The organism is Psychrobacter sp. CAM01 (assembly GCF_032842965.1).
Lineage (GTDB): Bacteria > Pseudomonadota > Gammaproteobacteria > Pseudomonadales > Moraxellaceae > Psychrobacter > Psychrobacter celer.
In genome coordinates this window covers 24,955-42,669 of the sequence record NZ_JAWJBL010000006.1, presented here as the reverse complement: position 1 = coordinate 42,669, position 17,715 = coordinate 24,955, and the positions used below count along the sequence as shown (strand labels likewise).

Below are 17,715 nucleotides of genomic sequence, written 5' to 3'. Positions count from 1 at the left end.
ATATTCCTCTTACAATCTTCAATAAATAGTCAGTTTTTATGTTAACCGTTCAATGCTAGCCGCGTGGATGATGTTCGGCATGCAATTTTTGCAGTCTCGCTGTCGCCACATGCGTATAAATCTGCGTGGTGGACAAATCACTATGCCCAAGCAATAACTGTACGCTGCGAAGATCGGCGCCATGATTGAGCAAATGGGTCGCAAAAGCGTGACGCAGGGTATGCGGTGACAGCTCTTTATCGATACAGGCGGCTTTGGCATGTTTTTTGATCAGATACCAAAAGTTTTGCCGCGTCATATAGCCGCCTTGCGCCGTCAAAAACACTGCTTGGCAATTGCCTGACTTGAGATGTGCAATCAGCTCGCCACGCCCGTGAGACAGATAGTCCTCTAGCGCATCGCTTGCATATTCACCAAGGGGCACCAGTCGAGTCTTATTGCCTTTACCTGTGATTTGCAACCAGCCTGAGTTTAAATTGACTTGCTCAAGCGATAAGTTAATCAGCTCACTGACGCGTAGGCCGCAGGCGTAGAGCACCTCTAACATGGCCTTGTCCCGTAAGCCAAGCGCGGTGCTGGTGTCGGGGGCAGCCAGTAGATTGTCGACATCGGCTTCGCTCAAATCCTTTGGCAATGGGCGACCAAGCTTGGGGCTTTTGATACGCTCGCACGGATTGTCCTCGCGCAGGTTGCTGGCAATCATCCATAGATAGAACTGGCGCAGGCTTGAGAGCATGCGCGCTTGGGTGCGCGGGGTTTTGTTTTCTATAGCGAGGGTAGATAGGCAGTGCAGCACGTCATCCGCTTGCCATTTGGTCAATGGCGCGGTATTGGTCAGCTCACAGGTACGTAGGTCGCGGACATAAGCGTTACGCGTCCGCGTTGCCAGACCGCGCGCCAGCATGGCTTGGCGAAACTCGGTGATATAGGCAGGCTCGTCATCGACAGCCAATGCTTTGGGTTGGCGCTGTTGTACGGCACGGTCACGGCTCATAAATTTTGCTTGTCAGAAATAAAGTTCAAAGTTGATAGTCAATAATACTTTTCAACCAATCTTTAACCTCTGTATTCTCAGCTACTATTTGTTTAGACTTTTCGTCAGTTTTGAGCATTTTACAGATATCTTTTGATAACATTAATTTGTTTGCTAGTGTATCAAAACGTATTTCATAGTTCTTATCAGTATTATTATTTCTAGCCATTTCGTTTAAAAACTCTAAAACAGGCTTATTAATATAAATTGGTTTTAGCCGAGTCCTTCTATCTTTAGCTTTGATAATTGAAAACCCTTGTTTTCTAATAATCTTATTTGCTGCATCAATGATTACGTCATCAGGTACTAAATCTTCAATTTCAATATTGTCAGGACTTGAACCTCTGCTGTTAACAACAAAAGTATTTCTTAATTCAATATTCGATAAATTACTTTTTTTCTTCGGACTATCTAAAGAGTTGTATTCTGAGCGTCCAGCACTGTCTTTATCGTATAATGCTAAGACAACAGGCTTATATGGTAAGTCTTGGCAGTAATCATTTATGAATTGTAAGTAGCCAGAAAATTTACTTGTGCCTCCTGCAGTAAGTATGTTTGGCACAGGAAGAGAGTATATGTTTAATAAAGAAATTAAGTAGTCTTTATCTTCGAGACCTTCAACTAAGACATTGAAAGGCATAATGTCCCATGTATCGTTCCTACTAAGTCCAAAGTTATGCTTAATTCTCTCAGCTCTTTCAAAATCACTTCCTTCAAATATATCAGTATCTAATCTTTGATATATTTTATTGCCTTTTCTAGCATAGGGCTTCGAATCTATAGAGCTTTCGAAGAGATATGTATTTTCTAATCTATTAACATCAATAAAAAATTGTGAGTGTGTCGTGATTATGATTTGACTTTTTTGTGATTCATGTAAAAACTGACTATATAGACTCTTTTGTAAGCTAGCCTGCAAAAAAGCTTCAGGTTCATCGATAGCCCATATTACATCTTTATTTTTAATTTTATCATTTACATATTTAATTAAGGATAGTAGTACAGTTCTTTGAATACCACTACCTTTAGTTTCTAATGGTTTTTCATTAGTATCAAATAGAGTAAATGCAATCATATTTGAAATAGCTTCACGCAAATAGTTGTACTCAGGGAAGTTGATCTTGAGTTTCCAGTTTTTAGTATCAATTGATTCAACATCATTTAGTAATTCAAGTAAAATCTTAGTTAAATCAGTTTCGATACGACTTACAACTGATTTTGACTGCTCTATAAAACCTTCAAGTTTGTCTAAAGACTCCAACTGACCTTTGCTTCTTCTTTTATCAAGACTAAGGGGTAAGATCTCATCATTAACTATTTCAGATATTAGTTTTGGTATATCAACATTACTGGCTTCAATAAAGAAAAACTTAAATTTAGAAGTTAGGAAATTTATAATATCCTTAGAGCTTAGCTTTGTATTAGCCTTAGAACCTGTAATAGCTATTGTTTTTTCACCTTTGAGCTCTGAAAAAACTTGTTTAATGGAAAGTATGTCACCTGTTTCAAGTTCTTGTATTTTAGCCGTTAAGGTTATTTTATAGCCTGAACCTCTTGTAGCTTCAACAATATGGTATGGAACATCATCTTGAACAGAAAAGTTTTCTTTAAATGGATTAAAAAATAAATTTAAAGCTCTTAAAAAGTTTGTTTTACCAACGTTATTAATGCCACAAATTGTTAGGAAGTTATCCTCAGAAGGTTGTATTTTTAACTTCAATATAGAACGATAATTATTTATCGAAAATTCTTTTAATTTATATTTCATAAAAATTCCATATAGTCTCTATGAGCATTGTTTTTCAATATCGTATCTTATAAATAATACTCTAATCCTAACTATTATGCACCAAATAGCATTAAGACCAATGCTTTCGTAGTCAGGCTCATAAGACAATACTAAGGAAGGGGTTGAGTTAGCAATGACAGGCCACTACCTAGATAATGATAAAGCTATCATGCACTTTTTTTCTTCACCACATAACGATACAGCGTTGCGCTTGCTGGCGTGGTGTCATCGCCATCAATAGTGATTTCATCGGGATCAGTGTCTAGATTGATGTTTTCTGCCAGTGTTTCTTGAGTCATCAGCTCATGACCCAGATGACGACAGAAATTTGGAATGTCGCGGGTGGTAGCAGGGTCAGTGGCCAGTATCTCAATCACCTCACCGCTATCTGCTTTTCGGATGACTCGGTGCAGCATCATCACAGGCTCAGGACAGATCAGCCCTTGCGTGTCTAGGTGATGGTCGATGGTCGTATCTGGTATTGAAGTGGTCATAGTCATTATCGTAAAGCTAAATAGATAGGTTAAAGAATGGATCGTTTGTTTAATCGCTTACTGAGGTGTACTGTCTAGATCGTCTACGGATGCTGTCTCTTTGTCAGTGTTTGCCACGTCTAAGAAGTTAAAAAAGCGCTTGAAACTGACTTTAAACAAAAACGCCACACCCACCCAGCAAGACAGTCCTAGCCAAGCCGTATCAGCAAATAACAAACCGCCGAGTAGCACGATACTTGAGACGCCGATGGTCATGATTACCATTGATGCTTGGTTTAGGCGATAGCGATAAATAATAAAGGCATTATAAAGGCTGACAGGAATGGTCAGCGCCACCAAGGCATAAGGCAGGTTATAAAACAACTGATAAAGCAGCTGATTGTCATGAAAGGCCTTGATGCTAGCGATGGTACCAAAGACCACAAAAGCAAAAATGGCCGCATAAATCAGATAAATCGCCAGCTGGTTGGCTCGCTGCGCGCCTTTGATACGAGCGATAGCAAGCGGCGCAAAACCATGCCGCGACTTATTGGATACAGGTTGGTTTAAAGCGGTGGTCATAATCATCAGTCGTATATATTGGTTTAGAGGATAGGCATGGCAATACCTAAAGCATGCGTTAAATACTAGCCGTCCGTTTGTGCGCGACTACCTGCGCGTCACTACCTGCGCGTCACTACTTAAGGACACGCCCTAGTCAGGCTTGATCGCATCGATAGCCAAGCTGCTATTTGGATCGGCAAAATATGTCGACATCAAAATACACGCAGAGATATCATCAATCGGGTCGCGCTCGTTTTGGATCCAGCCATTTTCCCACGCGATTTCGCGCGCCGCCACCGATGTCAGACGCTCATCACACAGCGTCACAGTCACTGGTAGGCGCTGCTCCATGACTCTATGCGCCAGCCGCCGCGCAAATTTGTGCGCCCGTTTAGAGAGCATGGAGCTGCTACCGTCCATATTGAGTGGTAAGCCGACCACCACCTTTGCCACGCCCCATACTTTTATGATACCCAGTAAGTTGTCCCAATCAGGTTGACCATTGTTCATCGCCAAGATATCAAAAGCGCGCGCCGTTCCAGTAATGGTATTGCCTAAAGCCATGCCCATTTTTTTGACACCATAATCTAGCGCTAAGATCAGATGCGGTTTGACACTCGGTTCGGCCGTATCATTATCGATATCGGTGGCGCCATGGGGTGCTTGAGCGCCCTCATCGTCTCTCGTCTCTGCGCTATCACTCATAAAAGAACGGTCTACCATAATCAAAAGTTTTTCCTGTATTGCAGCTTAGTAGCGAGCTTTGGTGTCTGGGTTTGGCTGAGTCACTGCCATTAAGCGTGGCCGATATCGCTGCTTAAATAGTCGAAATTTACGCCAATTTTGTCGGCGGCGATCTGCCAGCGCTCCGCAAACGGGGTATCAAATAACAAGTTGAGATCCGCGGGACACACCAGCCAGTCACCACTTGCAAGCTCACGCTCTAGCTGATCTTTGCCCCAGCTGGCATGCCCCAAGCACAGATGATAGTGACCAACGCCTTGGCCTGCGGCGATACGTTTGAGGATATCTTGGCTGGTGGTGATACAGACATTCTCTGAAATAGCAAACGACGATGCCCACTCCGGCTGGCCAGTATGCAGCACAAAACCGACCTCAGGATACATCGGTCCGCCTTCTAAGGCCACGTCTTCCATCACCTGCGGGTCGGTCACTTCGATGCTCAGATCCTCTAATAGTTTGCCCACGCGCGACTGCTCTAAGGGACGATTGACCATCAGACCAAGCGCGCCATGCGCATCGTGACGACAGATATAAATCAGCGCCTGCTCAAACCGTGGGTCTGGCAGCTCTGGTGCCGCGATTAAGAAATGATGGGTCAAATTGGCTTTAGACATAGAAGCAACTGCAACCTAATAATAAAATCAACAATAAAAGGATAAAGACATTACTGCATTAAAAACGCAACCACGCAGGCAAGAGAAGGTTATATGGCGATGATGACCAAAAAAATCAACCAAAGCAAATATTTAGCAGCGGTTTGGTTTTAGTGGTCTCGCTCGCAATGGTTTTTTAGCTCTGCGCTCACTGTTTTAAAATAGGCTAACGACATCCATCTATGCAGAGCCGTAGAATTGCTATGCGGGATAGCAAACGCCTTATTTGACATCCGTTAGCAAGCTACGAGCGTGATCACGAGTGACCTCCGTGATGGTGACGCCGCCCGACATGCGTGCCAGCTCATCGACTTGCGCGCTATCTGTCAAGATGACCAGCTCACTTTCGGTTTGCTCGTCATGATGTTTTTGTACCAAGATATGTTGGTGCGCTTGCGCGGCGACCTGTGCTTGGTGCGTGATGGCCAGTAGCTGCTGGGTCTGCCCCAGTTTACGCAGGAGCTCACCGACCACCTGCGCGGTGCCGCCACTGATACCGACATCGACCTCATCAAAGACCAACATAGGCTTGGCGGCATCATTGTCCGCATTGGTGGCTTGTAGCACTTGCATCACCAGTGCCATCCGCGACAGCTCCCCGCCTGAGGCGATTTTATGCAGCGGCTGCATGGGCATACCGACATTGGCGCTAAACAACAAATCGATATCATAACAGCCTTGTGCATTATATTGGCTTGGATCGGGTTTTTTGGTAAAGACAAACTCGCAGCGCGCATTGGGTAGCGCTAGTGGCTGCAGCTGCTGTACCAGTTGTTTGCTAATATTTGGCGCGGCTTTTTCGCGTGCTTTTTGGAGCTTAGTGGCCAGCAGCAGATATTCCTGCCACGCTTGCTCGATTTGCGCGGCCATGGCATCACTACTTGGTTCGTTTTCTAATTGTTCTAACTGCGCTTGCCAGTGGTTGGCTTCCTCAATCAAATCAACGGCGGGTAAGCCGTGCTTGCGCGAGAGGCGATGACTAAGGCTGATAAGAGTGTCTAAGGTTTGCAAGCGCTCAGGGTCGGGCAGTTGTTGTTCGGCATAATCTGATAGCAATCCTGTGACTTCGGTGATTTGCTGCTGAGCCAGATGTAGCTGCTCTGAGGCTTGCTCAAACGTCTGACTGACTCCCAGTTGGTTATCACACAGCTTGATCGCTTGCCCAAGCAGGGTCATGACGTCTGGCTCATCGGTATCGTTGTCGAGCAGATGCAGGCCATGACTGGCTTCCATCATCAAAGCTTCGATATTAGACAGCTCTTCGTGCTCCGCTTCGATGTCGGTATAATCCACAGCGAGGAGCGGCTCGATGTCTGCCAGTTGGCTTTGTAATAGCTGGATACGGTCATGGCGCAGCGCTTCGCGGCTGGCAATCTCATCAGCGCGGCGTTTTAGTTGCTGATAGTGTTGATAGCTGCTCGCGGTTTGCGCAGCCAGCGTGGTGGTTTGTGCCATGGCATCCAACCATTGCACCACAAACTGCGGCTTTAGCAGTGCTTGCTGGGCGTGCTGGCTATGAATATTGACCAACAGTGTACCGAGGCTCTTTAGCTCAGCTAAGCTGACGGGTGTACCATTCAACCAAGCCTTTGAGCGCCCTGTTTGGCTAAGCTGGCGACGAATCAACACATCTGGCTCATCTAAGACGCGATCATGGTTGGCAAACCACTCTGCGACGAGCGCATTGTTTGCCACATCAAACTGAGCATAGATATCGGCATGTGCCGCGCCATGTCTGATCATGGCGCTGTCGGCTCGCTCCCCTGCACACAAAGATAGTGCGTCGAGCAGTAGCGATTTACCCGCACCTGTCTCGCCGGTGATGACGTTAAAGCCTTCCGCCATACTCAGCTCATGCTGAGCGATCAATGCAAACTGATGTAAAGTGAGTGATACTAGCATCAACGCCTCTCATGACAGACAATGAGTTTCACCGATTCTTTAGATGAAGTCATCGCTAAAATAGAATAAATACAACGATAAAATGGCTCGTTTATGGTACTCAATAGACTATAGTGATTGGCAAATATTATGGTGGCAAACGCCGCTAAATACAAATCATAAAGCTGCGCAATAACATAAATCTCTGCAGCCCGCTTTGGATAAAGTCAGCGGCCCACCGGTGGCGTCTCTTACGCCTGCCGCAACATTTTCCTTGCCCCTGTAACAAACTTTATAGATATAATGTGGTAGCATAATCTCACATAATGACAAACGCTTGCTAGCTGGTTTTATGCTTGGCGCCTGATAATGATAAGTCATCTTATCGTAATATCTTATCGATACCATAGTCGGCATGCGTGGGTTGGCATCTTAAGTTGTCAACCAGATATCAACTAGATATTAAGGCTGATGTCAGTATGTGTGCGAGAGTCTGTGTCCTCCATTGGGCAAAGACTGTCACTCGATCGAATACAGCACATTTATAGTAGGCTAGGCTGCTTGCAATGCTGATTCATAAAGTCATTTCATCTGTACTTATTTTTTAGTTTTACCATAATTATTTGATAAGGAAGCCACTATGACAGCGGCGCAATTTACCAATGTAACAGTCAATGCTCATGCGACGGTCTCTTATGATGGTCGTTGCTCAAGCCATACCATTATGTTTGAGGATGGACGTCATAAGACGCTAGGCATCATCTTACCTTGTGATAATTTGGTGGAGCATTATCATTTTAGTACCAATACTTCTGAGCGCATCGAGATTACCAGCGGGGAGTGCGAGGTCAAAATAAATGGTGAGGAGGCGTTTAGCTACTATCGTGCAGGCCAGTCATTTGTGGTCGAAGGCAACAGCGGCTTTAACCTCAGAACCGAAGAGATCGTACAGTATATCTGTCATTTAGAAGGCTAAAGACGCATACACTCGGCAATGGCATAGGCCACCGCCTACCTGCATTTTGCTAGATAATCTGCATATAGTCTTCTTAGCAAAATCAACCAAATTAGGTACTCATCAAGCGTCACCCTAAATAAAAACCTCAATCGATCGCGGATAAACCATATCAGTCGGTATGGTTTATTTGTTTTTGATGAGGTTACACTGTTTTTTTATTGTTGTTTTTTATCGTTATTTCTTATCGCTTTAGCGATATCCATTTGATACTTAAGTAGGCCTATTATGGCAAAACCCATTTATTTTTATGGCATTCATGCAATTGATGCCTTACTCAAACATCGTCCGCTCGATGGTCTTAGCTTGTTTGTCCAACAAGGCCGTGATAGCGACCCTCACGTGCAAGCAATCATGGCCGAAGCCGAGGCCAATAGCATCAGCATTCAGCCCACACAAAAAGACAAGCTGACCCAGCTGTGCGGCAGCCCGCAGCACCAAGGCGTGGTACTCAATGCCCGCCCTCTAGGTTTCGCGGACGAAGCCCTGCTAGACACCATCGCGGGGCGCGAGCAGTGTTTGTTGCTGATACTCGATCAAATCACTGATGCGCATAACTTCGGTGCATGTCTGCGTACGGCTGTTGCGATGGGCGTGGATGCGGTGGTTTGTCCAAAACATCACGCCGCCAGCCTCACCCCAACAGTGGCAAAAGTCTCTGTAGGCGCCGCTGAGCTGATGCCGATTGTCAGTGTGACCAATTTGGCTCGTACGCTTGACCACATCAAAAATGCTGGTGTATTTGTGTTTGGTACGGCGCTTAGTGATGCGGCCAAGCCCATACATGCAGCGGACTTGACCGGCAAGACGGCCATTATCATGGGTTCGGAAGGAGAGGGCATGCGCCGGTTGACCACAGAGCGCTGTGATGAGCTGGTCTATATCCCGATGTCGGGCAATGAGCATGGCAACTTACAAAGCCTAAACGTCAGCGTGGCCACCGGTATGGCGCTATATGAGGTCAATCGGCAGCGTACTTTAGCTGCTGGGCAAGCGTAAGATAGTTTTGGTGTAGCGGTTCCAGTTGTGCATACAGAGCCGCTAGGTCGCGATCGTTTAAGATGACATCATCAGCGTGACGGTTGCGCGCTTCGCGGCTTAATTGATTGACCATGATAGCTTTGATCTTTTGGACACTTTGCTCATCACGCTGGCTGGCGCGCTCAAGCTGGGTATCTTCACTGGCATCAATCACCAGTACTCGTTGGCACAAGTTTGCTAGCCCCGCTTCTGCCGCCTCTATGAGTAGCGGCGCGGACAGCACCACATAAGGCGAGGTGCTGGCGGCTAACTGTGCTTTTGCCGCTTCTCTTATCGCTGGGTGAGTAATGGCTTCAAGCTCGATGAGCGCTTCGGGATGGGTAAAAACGTGCGTACGCACCGCCGCTCTGTCCATCGAGCCGTCGCCATTTAACACCCAGTCGCCAAATTTTCTTTGGATCTTGCGCAGTGTCGCGCTGCCTTTTGCCACCACCTTATGGGCGATCACATCGGCATCGATAATATCGATACCTTGCTGCGCAAACCAGTCACTAGCAGCAGATTTGCCACTACCGATACCGCCTGTCAATCCGACCACCAGTGTCTTGCTTTGCTTTTGGCGGGTTTGCGGCTTGTGAGAATAAGGTGAAGCGTTAGAGTTTGACATAATAATGACTTATCTGACCGATATGATAGAGAGGAAAACGTGCGCAGCTGTTTTGCCCCATCTGTGCTGATGATCTGAGGCTGGCACAAAGATGAGAGGGGTAAGCGCTATTGCCACTTACCTTGCTGCTTTAAGAGTATGTTTTTTAGAGTGTTTCCTCATTTTAAAAAATGGCGATAAAAATAAGATAAATTGCCGCCAAACAAGGAAAAAGGCGTCTGCTCTAGTAAGTATACATGCCTAAGTACCAACTGACGATATCTGTGCCATATAATAAGGCGATAATACCGGCAATAGCAATGTAAGGGCCGAAGGCAAAGGGTCTGCTCTCGCCTTGTTTTTTCATTAAGACCAGCCCGACGATCGAGCCGAGCAGGGAGGAGAGTAAGATGATAAGCGGGAGCATCATAGGCCCCAGCCAAGCGCCCAATACGGCCAACAACTTAAAGTCACCCTGACCCATGCCGTGTTTTTTGGTAATCAAATAAAACAGCTTTACCACCACCCATAATGACAAAAACCCCAACAGTAAGCCCCAAATAGACTGGCTGGGTGAGACAAACCAGCCTTGGCTGTTGACTGCCAGACCTAGCCCCGCCAAAGGGAAGGTTAAGCGATCAGGGAGGAGCTGAGTATCAAAATCGATACCGGTTAAGGCGATTAGTGTCCATACTAAGACCAACGCCGATAAGCCTGTTGCATTCACCCCAAATTGATAGATGATCAGCACAGAGAGTAGGGCAGTGATCAGCTCCACCATTGGATAGCGGATACCGATGGCGGCGTTACAAGCAGCGCAGCGCCCACGCAGCATCAGCCAACTGATCAAAGGGATGTTTTGATACCAAGTGATTTTATGAGCGCAGTGCGGGCAGCGCGACGCCGGCCGACTCAAGGTAATGGTGCTGTCGCCTGCGACGATACGGGTCAGCGGCTGCGTATGCTCGCGCGGCATGTCTGCTTGCTCAGCCATAAACTGACTACATTCTTGCCGCCAGCTTGCAAACATCATCAGCGGGAGCCGATGGATGACCACATTTAAAAAACTACCGACACAAAGCCCTAATAACCCAAATACGACCAAAGCCACGGTCGTATTGTCTTGTAATAACTGTATAAATTGCATGAAATCGCAGTCCTTGAGTGAGGTATTAGCCGACCACTGAGCCCATTTGGAAGATCGGTAGATACATCGCAATCACGAGGCCACCGACCAATACCCCAAGCACCGCCATAATCATAGGCTCCATCAAACTGGTCAGGCCATCAACCGCGTTATCGACTTCGCTTTCATAATAGACCGCCACCTTGTCTAGCATCTCCTCTAAGCTACCAGACTCCTCACCAATACCGACCATCTGTATGGCCATACTGGGAAATAAATTGGTAGAACGTATCGAAAACTGTAACTGCTGACCGGTAGAGACGTCGTTTTTGATCTGCTGAGTGGCATTATAAAACACCACGTTGTTGGTCGCGCCTGCTGTGGAGTCCAGCGCATCGATGAGCGGTACCCCCGCGGCAAAAGTCGTTGAGAGGGTGCGGGCAAAGCGGGCGATAATCGCTTGATAAGCGATATTACCAAACACAGGTATTTTCAAAACAGCGCGGTCCAAAAAGTCGCGGAATTTTTTGGAGCGTTTTTTCGCTTCTGAAAACCCGATAATGGCGCCGCCGATGAGCACAATCAAAACAAACCACCATGACTGCATCCACTCAGACATACCCACCACCATTTGGGTAAAGGCGGGCAGCTCAGCGCCAAAAGACTCAAAAAGATCAGAGAACACAGGTACCACTTTGATGAGCAAAATCATGGTCACGATGACGGCGACGATAATAACGGCAATTGGGTATTTGACCGCTTTTTTGATTTTGGCTTTGAGCATCTCGCTTTTTTCTTTATAAGTGGCCACCCGCTCGAGCATGGTCTCAAGCGAGCCTGATTGCTCACCAGAATCCACCAACGAGCAAAACAGGTCATCAAAGTAGCGTGGATGCTTGCGTAGGGCAGAGGCAAAGGTACCACCAGATTCGATATCAGATTTTATTTGCAATACCAAATCTTTCATACTGGGATTGTCTAATGAGTCAGCGACAATCTCAAACGACTGCGTCAAAGGCACGCCAGCTTTCATCATGGTGGCCAATTGACGAGAAAAAATCGCAATATCGATGGGTTTAATGGCTTTTTTAAACGTATAAAGCGGCTTGGGTTTTTTCTTGATGCCCTTAACCGTAATACCCTGTTTGCGCAAGGTGGCTTTGGCCAGCTCTAAGCTGCGACTGGTGGTCTCGCCTTTTACCTTTTGTCCGCGCCGGTTTACGCCATCGTAGACAAAGTCTGACAGCATGTCGGTCTTCGCTTTTGCCATATTTCTACCCTCAAAAATTGTCTTATTAGATATTGCAAATATATAAACGATGGTTCGCCAATAACCTCGAATTTAGCCGCTTTTATAACAGTGGCTTTTTATGGCACTGCTCTTGTAAATACAGCTGGGCACAGCGTAGTAGCGATAGCATAACCTTTTGCATTTCCTACTTTATTTTAGCCTAAAAAACCAGTGCTCATCTGTTTTATTTTGAAATATATCTGGTAGATATTATTGCTAGTTTATAAAAGAAAAGCCATACCTACTTATGACTGGCAAATAATGACCGAAATTACTGCTGATGTCCTTGATAAAAACGCCATTTAGCAATGACGCGGTATGCTCCTCTTTGACGCGATGAGAGTTGATGCTATTCAGAGGTTACTCGCATCATCTCTTGAATACTGGTCACCCCTTGTAATACCTTTAAAATGCCAGAGCGGCGCAGATCGCGAAAGCCGTTTTTGAGTGCAGCATCTTTGATATCCATGGCATTGCCATCTTCCATGATGATGCGAGAGATGTCTGGACTGACCTTCATGACTTCATAAATACCCACTCGGCCTTTATAGCCTTCACGGCATTCATTACAGCCGACAGGTTCATAGATGACGTTATCTGGATCGTCTAGATCGGCATCAGTAAAGCCAAGCTCAAGCAAGCTTTGCCGCGGTACGTTGATGGCTTTTTTGCAGTTTTTACACAAGCGCCGTGCCAAACGCTGAGCGATGACCAAGTTGACAGAAGTGGCAATGTTAAAAGAAGCCACCCCCATATTGCGTAGCCGTGTCAACGTCTCAGGGGCAGAGTTCGTGTGCAGGGTTGAGAGTACCATGTGGCCTGTTTGCGCCGCCTTTACTGCAATCTCCGCAGTCTCTAAATCTCGAATCTCACCGACCATGACGATATCGGGATCCTGACGCAAAAAAGACTTCAAAGCATTGGCAAAGGTTAGGCCAACTTTTGGGTTGACGTTGACCTGATTGATGCCTTCAAGGTTGATCTCCACTGGATCCTCAGCAGTGGAGATGTTGGTTGCTCCCGTGTTGAGGATGTTGATACCAGTATATAGCGATACGGTTTTACCAGACCCTGTCGGACCTGTGATCAACAGCATGCCCTGCGGCTTGTGGAGGGCTTCTAAAAACATCTCTTGCTGATCTGGCTCATAACCTAAGGCATCAATCCCGAGCATGGCCGATGAGGGGTCCAAGATACGTAGTACGATTTTTTCGCCAAACAGTGTCGGCAAGGAGTTTACCCGAAAGTCGATGGCTTTGTTTTTTGACAGTTTTAGTTTGATACGGCCATCTTGCGGGATACGGCGCTCAGAGATGTCCATTTGTGACATGACCTTTAGGCGCGCTGCGATTTTACCGGCAAGCTGGACAGGCGGACTGGCCATTTTTTGCATCACTCCATCGACACGAAAGCGTACGCGGTAGGTCTTTTCATAGGGTTCAAAATGCAGATCTGAAGCTCCCATACGAATGGCGTCCACCAGCATTTTATTAACAAACTTAACGACAGGGGCCTCATCGATGCTATCACTGAGCTTGGTCTCGCCCTCATCAGCCGCGTCATCTCCATCTTCAAAACCGACGTTTAAATCGCTATCAGAAAAGCTATCAAGCCCCTGCATACTGTCTGCATAAAGCGCTTCGATGCGTTTTTTGAGCTTATCTTCTTCGACCACCACCGTTTCGATAGACAGCCGCGAGTTAAACGCAATGGCATCAATGGCATCGATACGTGTTGGATCACTTAAGGCGACAAACAAACGCTGACCGCGCTTAAACAAAGGCAAGGCATTAAACTTACGGACGATTTTTTCATCGACCAAGTCTTTAGGAATGGCATCGAGGCTCAGGGCGTCTAGATCAAACAAAGGATCGCCAAAAGCTTGTGAGAGCATTTGTGCCAAGTGATAGGCGTCGGCCAGCTTGTTGTCTACCAAGTATGACACCAGTCCTATTTGCTGCTGCTGCGACTCGGTCTGTGCGGTTTTCATATTTGCTTCGCTAACGATACCTTCGCTAATTAGCTGCTGCGCTAAACCACCATATTTGCTGGTTGTGATAGACATGACGACCTCTCCTCAATAACAAACGTTTTGTATCGTTATCTGCTGTTGCACGAATAAATAGGTAGTAAACGAATGCTACTATGCAGTTTTTTTGGTATTAGGGTAATAATATAGAACATTACTTTAGTTTAAAGAACTTATGGCAACTATTAAACTGTTTATTGACGACACCAAAAAGATAATAAGGAGTCAATAAATAGTGGCAGATGGCTTAGTGCGGTAAGACGCTGCAGCCATATTAAGCCATGACAGCCGATGCAGCACCATACTATAGCAGTTGTAAATTATTTGTTATACTGGCGCGCACATTAGCCGAATTGGCATAAATACTTAAGACAGGGTAACTACAGATGCAAGCTTGGGTAATTGGTAATTGGAAACAAAATCCTGCAACGAGCGATGATGTCCAGACATTATTAAGCGATTTATTGGCGACTGCTGATAAAGATGACGGTGCCAATAGCGCTGGCTGCCAGTTAATGGTGGCCCCTAGCTGTATCCACTTGGCTGGTGTCAGCGCCCATCTACAAGGCAGCCCAGTACTATGTGCTGCGCAAGACATCAGCGCGCATAGTGGCACTACAGGTGCCTATACAGGGGATTGCTCCGCGCAGCAGGTAGCAGATGCTGGCGCAACTTGGACGTTACTTGGCCACTCTGAGCGTCGTCAGTATCATCAAGAGACGCATGCTTGTTTACTCAGTAAAATGACCCATGCGTTTGACCAAGGCCTAGGCGTGGTGTTTTGTATCGGGGAGACACAAGCACAGTATGACGCTGGACAAACACTTGCGGTTATCGATGAGCAGCTCACCGTCATAAAAGACATACTAACGCAGCAGCCTGCGCTTGCTGGCACCTTGTCCGATCGCCTTATCATCGCTTATGAGCCAGTATGGGCCATCGGCACGGGTAAAGTGCCTACCGTGGCTGAAGTCAGCGCGACGCATCAGCATATCAAGCAGACGGTCGCAGGCTACGGGGAAGCATTGGAAAATATCACAGTCTTATATGGAGGTAGCGTCAATACTGACAATGCCGACAGTTTTGCGGCAGATACTATGATTGATGGCGCACTGGTCGGCGGCGCCTCATTAAAAGCTGCCAGCTTTTTGGCAATTGCGCAAGCTTTTGGCAATGGGCGAGCCTAAGGCGTCTGACATTACGCCTAACATCGCAACTGGTTCACTGGTATGTATAGTGCTGCTGGTACTGACGCGTGCACTATAAACATGCGGTTATGATAAGGTCATCATTTGTATACAAAATGTCTTTATCAGTTGATAAAAGTGGGTTTAACAGTGCCCTTGTAATCGTGTACAATGCGCCTTATTTATATAATCTCATATATAAGCGGTCGGGCAGTGACTTTTGCGTGAAGTCGCCTCTATGCTTTCATAGTAGGTAAAGTAGAATTAGTAGGTAACGTAAAAGGTTAGCAATAGAAAGTTAACATTGTTATTTGCTAATGGTCCGGACTTTTAAGTTGCCTTGTTAGATTGTCGCTTTGTTAGACTCAAGTCAGCTTATATATTGATTCTTAGATTTATTTTCCGTTATCAGTCGTCATTACGCGGCAAAAGAGGCCAGCATGTTTACGTTTATATTAGCCCTGCATATTATTGTGGCGATTGCCATGATTGGCTTGATTTTGATACAGCATGGTAAAGGGGCAGACGCTGGGGCTTCTTTTGGTGCAGGCTCGTCTGGTACCGTCTTTGGGGCGGCAGGCTCCGCAAACTTTTTGACGCGAGCGACCGCTGTTTTGACAGTGATATTTTTTATCACCAGTATGACACTAGCAGTACATGCGCGTAAGCAAGCAGAAGATCAGTTTCGCTTAGATGCACCGGTGTCAGCGCCGCAAACGCCGCGCCCCTTGACCCAAAACCCTCAATAACGGCTGGCTCACTATCGGCCTATAGGGGGAAGCCTTGTAGGCGATAGAGTAGTAAATGGCTGGTTTTTTATGGATTAGGGTTTGAATGCCGGTCTTTTTTTCAGCAGTACTTGCTATTTTTAGACGTTAGATTTACAATGCCTTTTCTGTTTTTCGCAGTCCAGCTTTAGAGTGGCTTATATAGACACTCAACAAGCTCAATGGCAAGTAAAAGCAGTAAAAAACGCGATTGTGGTGGAATTGGTAGACACGCCATCTTGAGGGGGTGGTAGCGCAAGCTGTGGGGGTTCAAGTCCCCCCAATCGCACCAAGTTTTATGACGCAGCATGACGTCAGGGCAGATTGATTGATGATAAATGGCTTGTTTAAATTTTATTTAAAATAAGCATTGACAATCATATAAACCTTCCCTATAATATGCGTTCTAGATTGATGCGGGGTGGAGCAGTCTGGTAGCTCGTCGGGCTCATAACCCGAAGGTCGTTGGTTCAAATCCAGCCCCCGCTACCACTTTTTATACTGATGTTTTGTACACTAAATTTGTCAGTAACGATTAACCCACCATAATGTTTGTGGGTTTTTTTGTATCTGAAGGTCAGTGTTATCGCGGTATCTATCCTACTTATGCTAAGCTCTATGTCTATAGAGCACGATACGGGTCGTCACTTGCCGCCATTGGCATGATTGTTTCGTAAGCATACTATCTTTTATCCCCCACTCCTTTATCGATAGTACTGCTTTATGAATAATAAAAGCAATGTTTGGCTGAGCTTGATGTTTTTTTGCTCAGCCGTATATAAACGCGCATACATACAACGATCTGTCTTGGTTTACAATATATGAGTATGACTCATCACGGTGAGTGATTATCATCGGTAAACGATCAGCATAACTTTAATAGAGTTTGTGAGTACGATAGATAAGTGAATAGGAAAATATAAATAAATTATGAAGCTTTCGACCAAAGTTGCAGAACTGACCAATATCATCGCGCCTGCAGTTGCTGCTTGTGATGTGGCGCTATGGGGCATAGAGTTTGCGCCGCAAGGCCGTCGCTCGTTGCTGCGCATTTATATTGAAGCGCTGCCAGAAGAGCAGGCTCAGGGCAAACACGTCACTATCGAAGACTGTGCGGCGGTGAACCATCAAGTCAGCGGTATTCTTGAAGTGCATGATCCCATCGCAGGTGAGTATGTCTTAGAGGTGTCATCGCCTGGTTTTGATCGCGCGTTTTTCTCAGATGAGCAAATGCATGCATATGTTGCTCAAACCATCAGCCTACGTTTGATCCAAGCGATCGGGACAGGTGAGCAAAAACGCCGCAAAGTGACAGGTACGCTAGACAGTATCGATGCCACTTCATTGAAGTTGACGGCGGCTGATGGCGAGCAGTTTGATATTGCGTTAAGTAATATTGATAAAGCCAATCTGGTATACGAAGATGCTTAGGTGGCCTACCTGAGCGACTGCACAAATGACCTAGATGGTTTATGGTGAAAAACAACGTTAATACATTAATGATAAAATTTAAGTCAATTAAAAAATGATAGGACA

16 protein-coding genes and 2 tRNA genes are annotated in these 17,715 nt (G+C 46.0%); 7 read left to right on the top strand and 11 right to left on the bottom strand.

The genetic code is table 11. The annotated features are described in order from the left end of the window. Positions 1-55 precede the first annotated feature (55 nt). The 7 genes from xerD to recN form a co-directional block, all read right to left on the bottom strand. Complete coding sequence (gene xerD / locus R0I52_RS03135; RefSeq protein WP_317053117.1) at positions 56-994, bottom strand: site-specific tyrosine recombinase XerD; 939 nt, start codon at positions 992-994, stop codon at positions 56-58. Positions 995-1,019: 25 nt separating this feature from the next. After that, complete coding sequence (locus R0I52_RS03130) at positions 1,020-2,801, bottom strand: ATP-dependent nuclease (protein WP_317053116.1); 1,782 nt, start codon at positions 2,799-2,801, stop codon at positions 1,020-1,022. 188 nt (positions 2,802-2,989) lie between these two features. Then, positions 2,990-3,316: a sulfurtransferase TusA gene (gene tusA, locus R0I52_RS03125; protein ID WP_317053115.1), complete on the bottom strand. Its 327-nt coding sequence runs from the start codon at positions 3,314-3,316 to the stop codon at positions 2,990-2,992. Positions 3,317-3,373: 57 nt separating this feature from the next. Beyond that, positions 3,374-3,877 carry a hypothetical protein gene (locus tag R0I52_RS03120; protein ID WP_317053114.1) on the bottom strand — a complete coding sequence of 168 codons (504 nt, stop codon included), beginning with the start codon at positions 3,875-3,877 and terminating at the stop codon, positions 3,374-3,376. A gap of 132 nt (positions 3,878-4,009) precedes the next feature. Next, complete coding sequence (gene ruvX, locus R0I52_RS03115; RefSeq protein WP_317053113.1) at positions 4,010-4,582, bottom strand: Holliday junction resolvase RuvX; 573 nt, start codon at positions 4,580-4,582, stop codon at positions 4,010-4,012. A 71-nt stretch (positions 4,583-4,653) separates the two neighbouring features. Further along, the gene (locus R0I52_RS03110; protein ID WP_288999084.1) at positions 4,654-5,217 is read right to left on the bottom strand and encodes a YqgE/AlgH family protein; all 564 of its coding nucleotides are present in this window, start codon (positions 5,215-5,217) and stop codon (positions 4,654-4,656) included. A gap of 261 nt (positions 5,218-5,478) precedes the next feature. Further along, positions 5,479-7,158 carry a DNA repair protein RecN gene (gene recN / locus R0I52_RS03105; RefSeq protein ID WP_317053112.1) on the bottom strand — a complete coding sequence of 560 codons (1,680 nt, stop codon included), beginning with the start codon at positions 7,156-7,158 and terminating at the stop codon, positions 5,479-5,481. A 619-nt stretch (positions 7,159-7,777) separates the two neighbouring features. On the opposite strand from recN, the gene R0I52_RS03100 reads away from it, so the two are divergent. Both R0I52_RS03100 and rlmB read left to right on the top strand, forming a co-directional pair. Beyond that, a complete protein-coding gene (locus tag R0I52_RS03100) occupies positions 7,778-8,113 on the top strand; it encodes a pyrimidine/purine nucleoside phosphorylase (protein WP_075101358.1) in 336 nt (111 codons plus the stop codon). Positions 8,114-8,380: 267 nt separating this feature from the next. Beyond that, entirely contained in the window at positions 8,381-9,151 is a 771-nt protein-coding gene (gene rlmB, locus R0I52_RS03095) for a 23S rRNA (guanosine(2251)-2'-O)-methyltransferase RlmB (protein ID WP_317053111.1), read from the top strand. On the opposite strand, the gene coaE is transcribed toward rlmB, so the two are convergent. The 4 genes from coaE to pilB all read right to left on the bottom strand — a co-directional run bounded on the left by coaE (position 9,114) and on the right by pilB (position 14,261). Then, positions 9,114-9,800 (bottom strand): dephospho-CoA kinase, encoded by a 687-nt coding sequence (gene coaE / locus R0I52_RS03090; RefSeq protein WP_317053110.1) that lies wholly within the window; start codon positions 9,798-9,800, stop codon positions 9,114-9,116. The genes rlmB and coaE overlap by 38 nt on opposite strands. Before the next feature lie 223 nt (positions 9,801-10,023). Then, positions 10,024-10,926, bottom strand: a complete 903-nt coding sequence (locus R0I52_RS03085; protein ID WP_317053109.1) for an A24 family peptidase — start codon at positions 10,924-10,926, stop codon at positions 10,024-10,026. 25 nt (positions 10,927-10,951) lie between these two features. Continuing rightward, positions 10,952-12,175 (bottom strand): type II secretion system F family protein, encoded by a 1,224-nt coding sequence (locus tag R0I52_RS03080; RefSeq protein ID WP_105244509.1) that lies wholly within the window; start codon positions 12,173-12,175, stop codon positions 10,952-10,954. A gap of 370 nt (positions 12,176-12,545) precedes the next feature. Then, positions 12,546-14,261 carry a type IV-A pilus assembly ATPase PilB gene (pilB, locus tag R0I52_RS03075; protein ID WP_317053108.1) on the bottom strand — a complete coding sequence of 572 codons (1,716 nt, stop codon included), beginning with the start codon at positions 14,259-14,261 and terminating at the stop codon, positions 12,546-12,548. Between the two features lie 350 nt (positions 14,262-14,611). Between pilB and tpiA the strand changes: the two genes are divergently transcribed. The 5 genes from tpiA to rimP all read left to right on the top strand — a co-directional run bounded on the left by tpiA (position 14,612) and on the right by rimP (position 17,610). Further along, positions 14,612-15,412, top strand: coding sequence for a triose-phosphate isomerase (gene tpiA, locus R0I52_RS03070; RefSeq protein ID WP_317053107.1), 801 nt, complete (start codon positions 14,612-14,614; stop codon positions 15,410-15,412). A 440-nt stretch (positions 15,413-15,852) separates the two neighbouring features. Further along, the gene (gene secG / locus R0I52_RS03065; protein WP_075101365.1) at positions 15,853-16,161 is read left to right on the top strand and encodes a preprotein translocase subunit SecG; all 309 of its coding nucleotides are present in this window, start codon (positions 15,853-15,855) and stop codon (positions 16,159-16,161) included. Between the two features lie 225 nt (positions 16,162-16,386). Beyond that, positions 16,387-16,471: transfer RNA gene (locus R0I52_RS03060), tRNA-Leu, on the top strand. Positions 16,472-16,594: 123 nt separating this feature from the next. Further along, a tRNA-Met gene (locus R0I52_RS03055) sits at positions 16,595-16,671 on the top strand. 438 nt (positions 16,672-17,109) lie between these two features. Continuing rightward, positions 17,110-17,610, top strand: coding sequence for a ribosome maturation factor RimP (gene rimP, locus R0I52_RS03050; protein WP_317053106.1), 501 nt, complete (start codon positions 17,110-17,112; stop codon positions 17,608-17,610). Positions 17,611-17,715 lie beyond the last annotated feature (105 nt).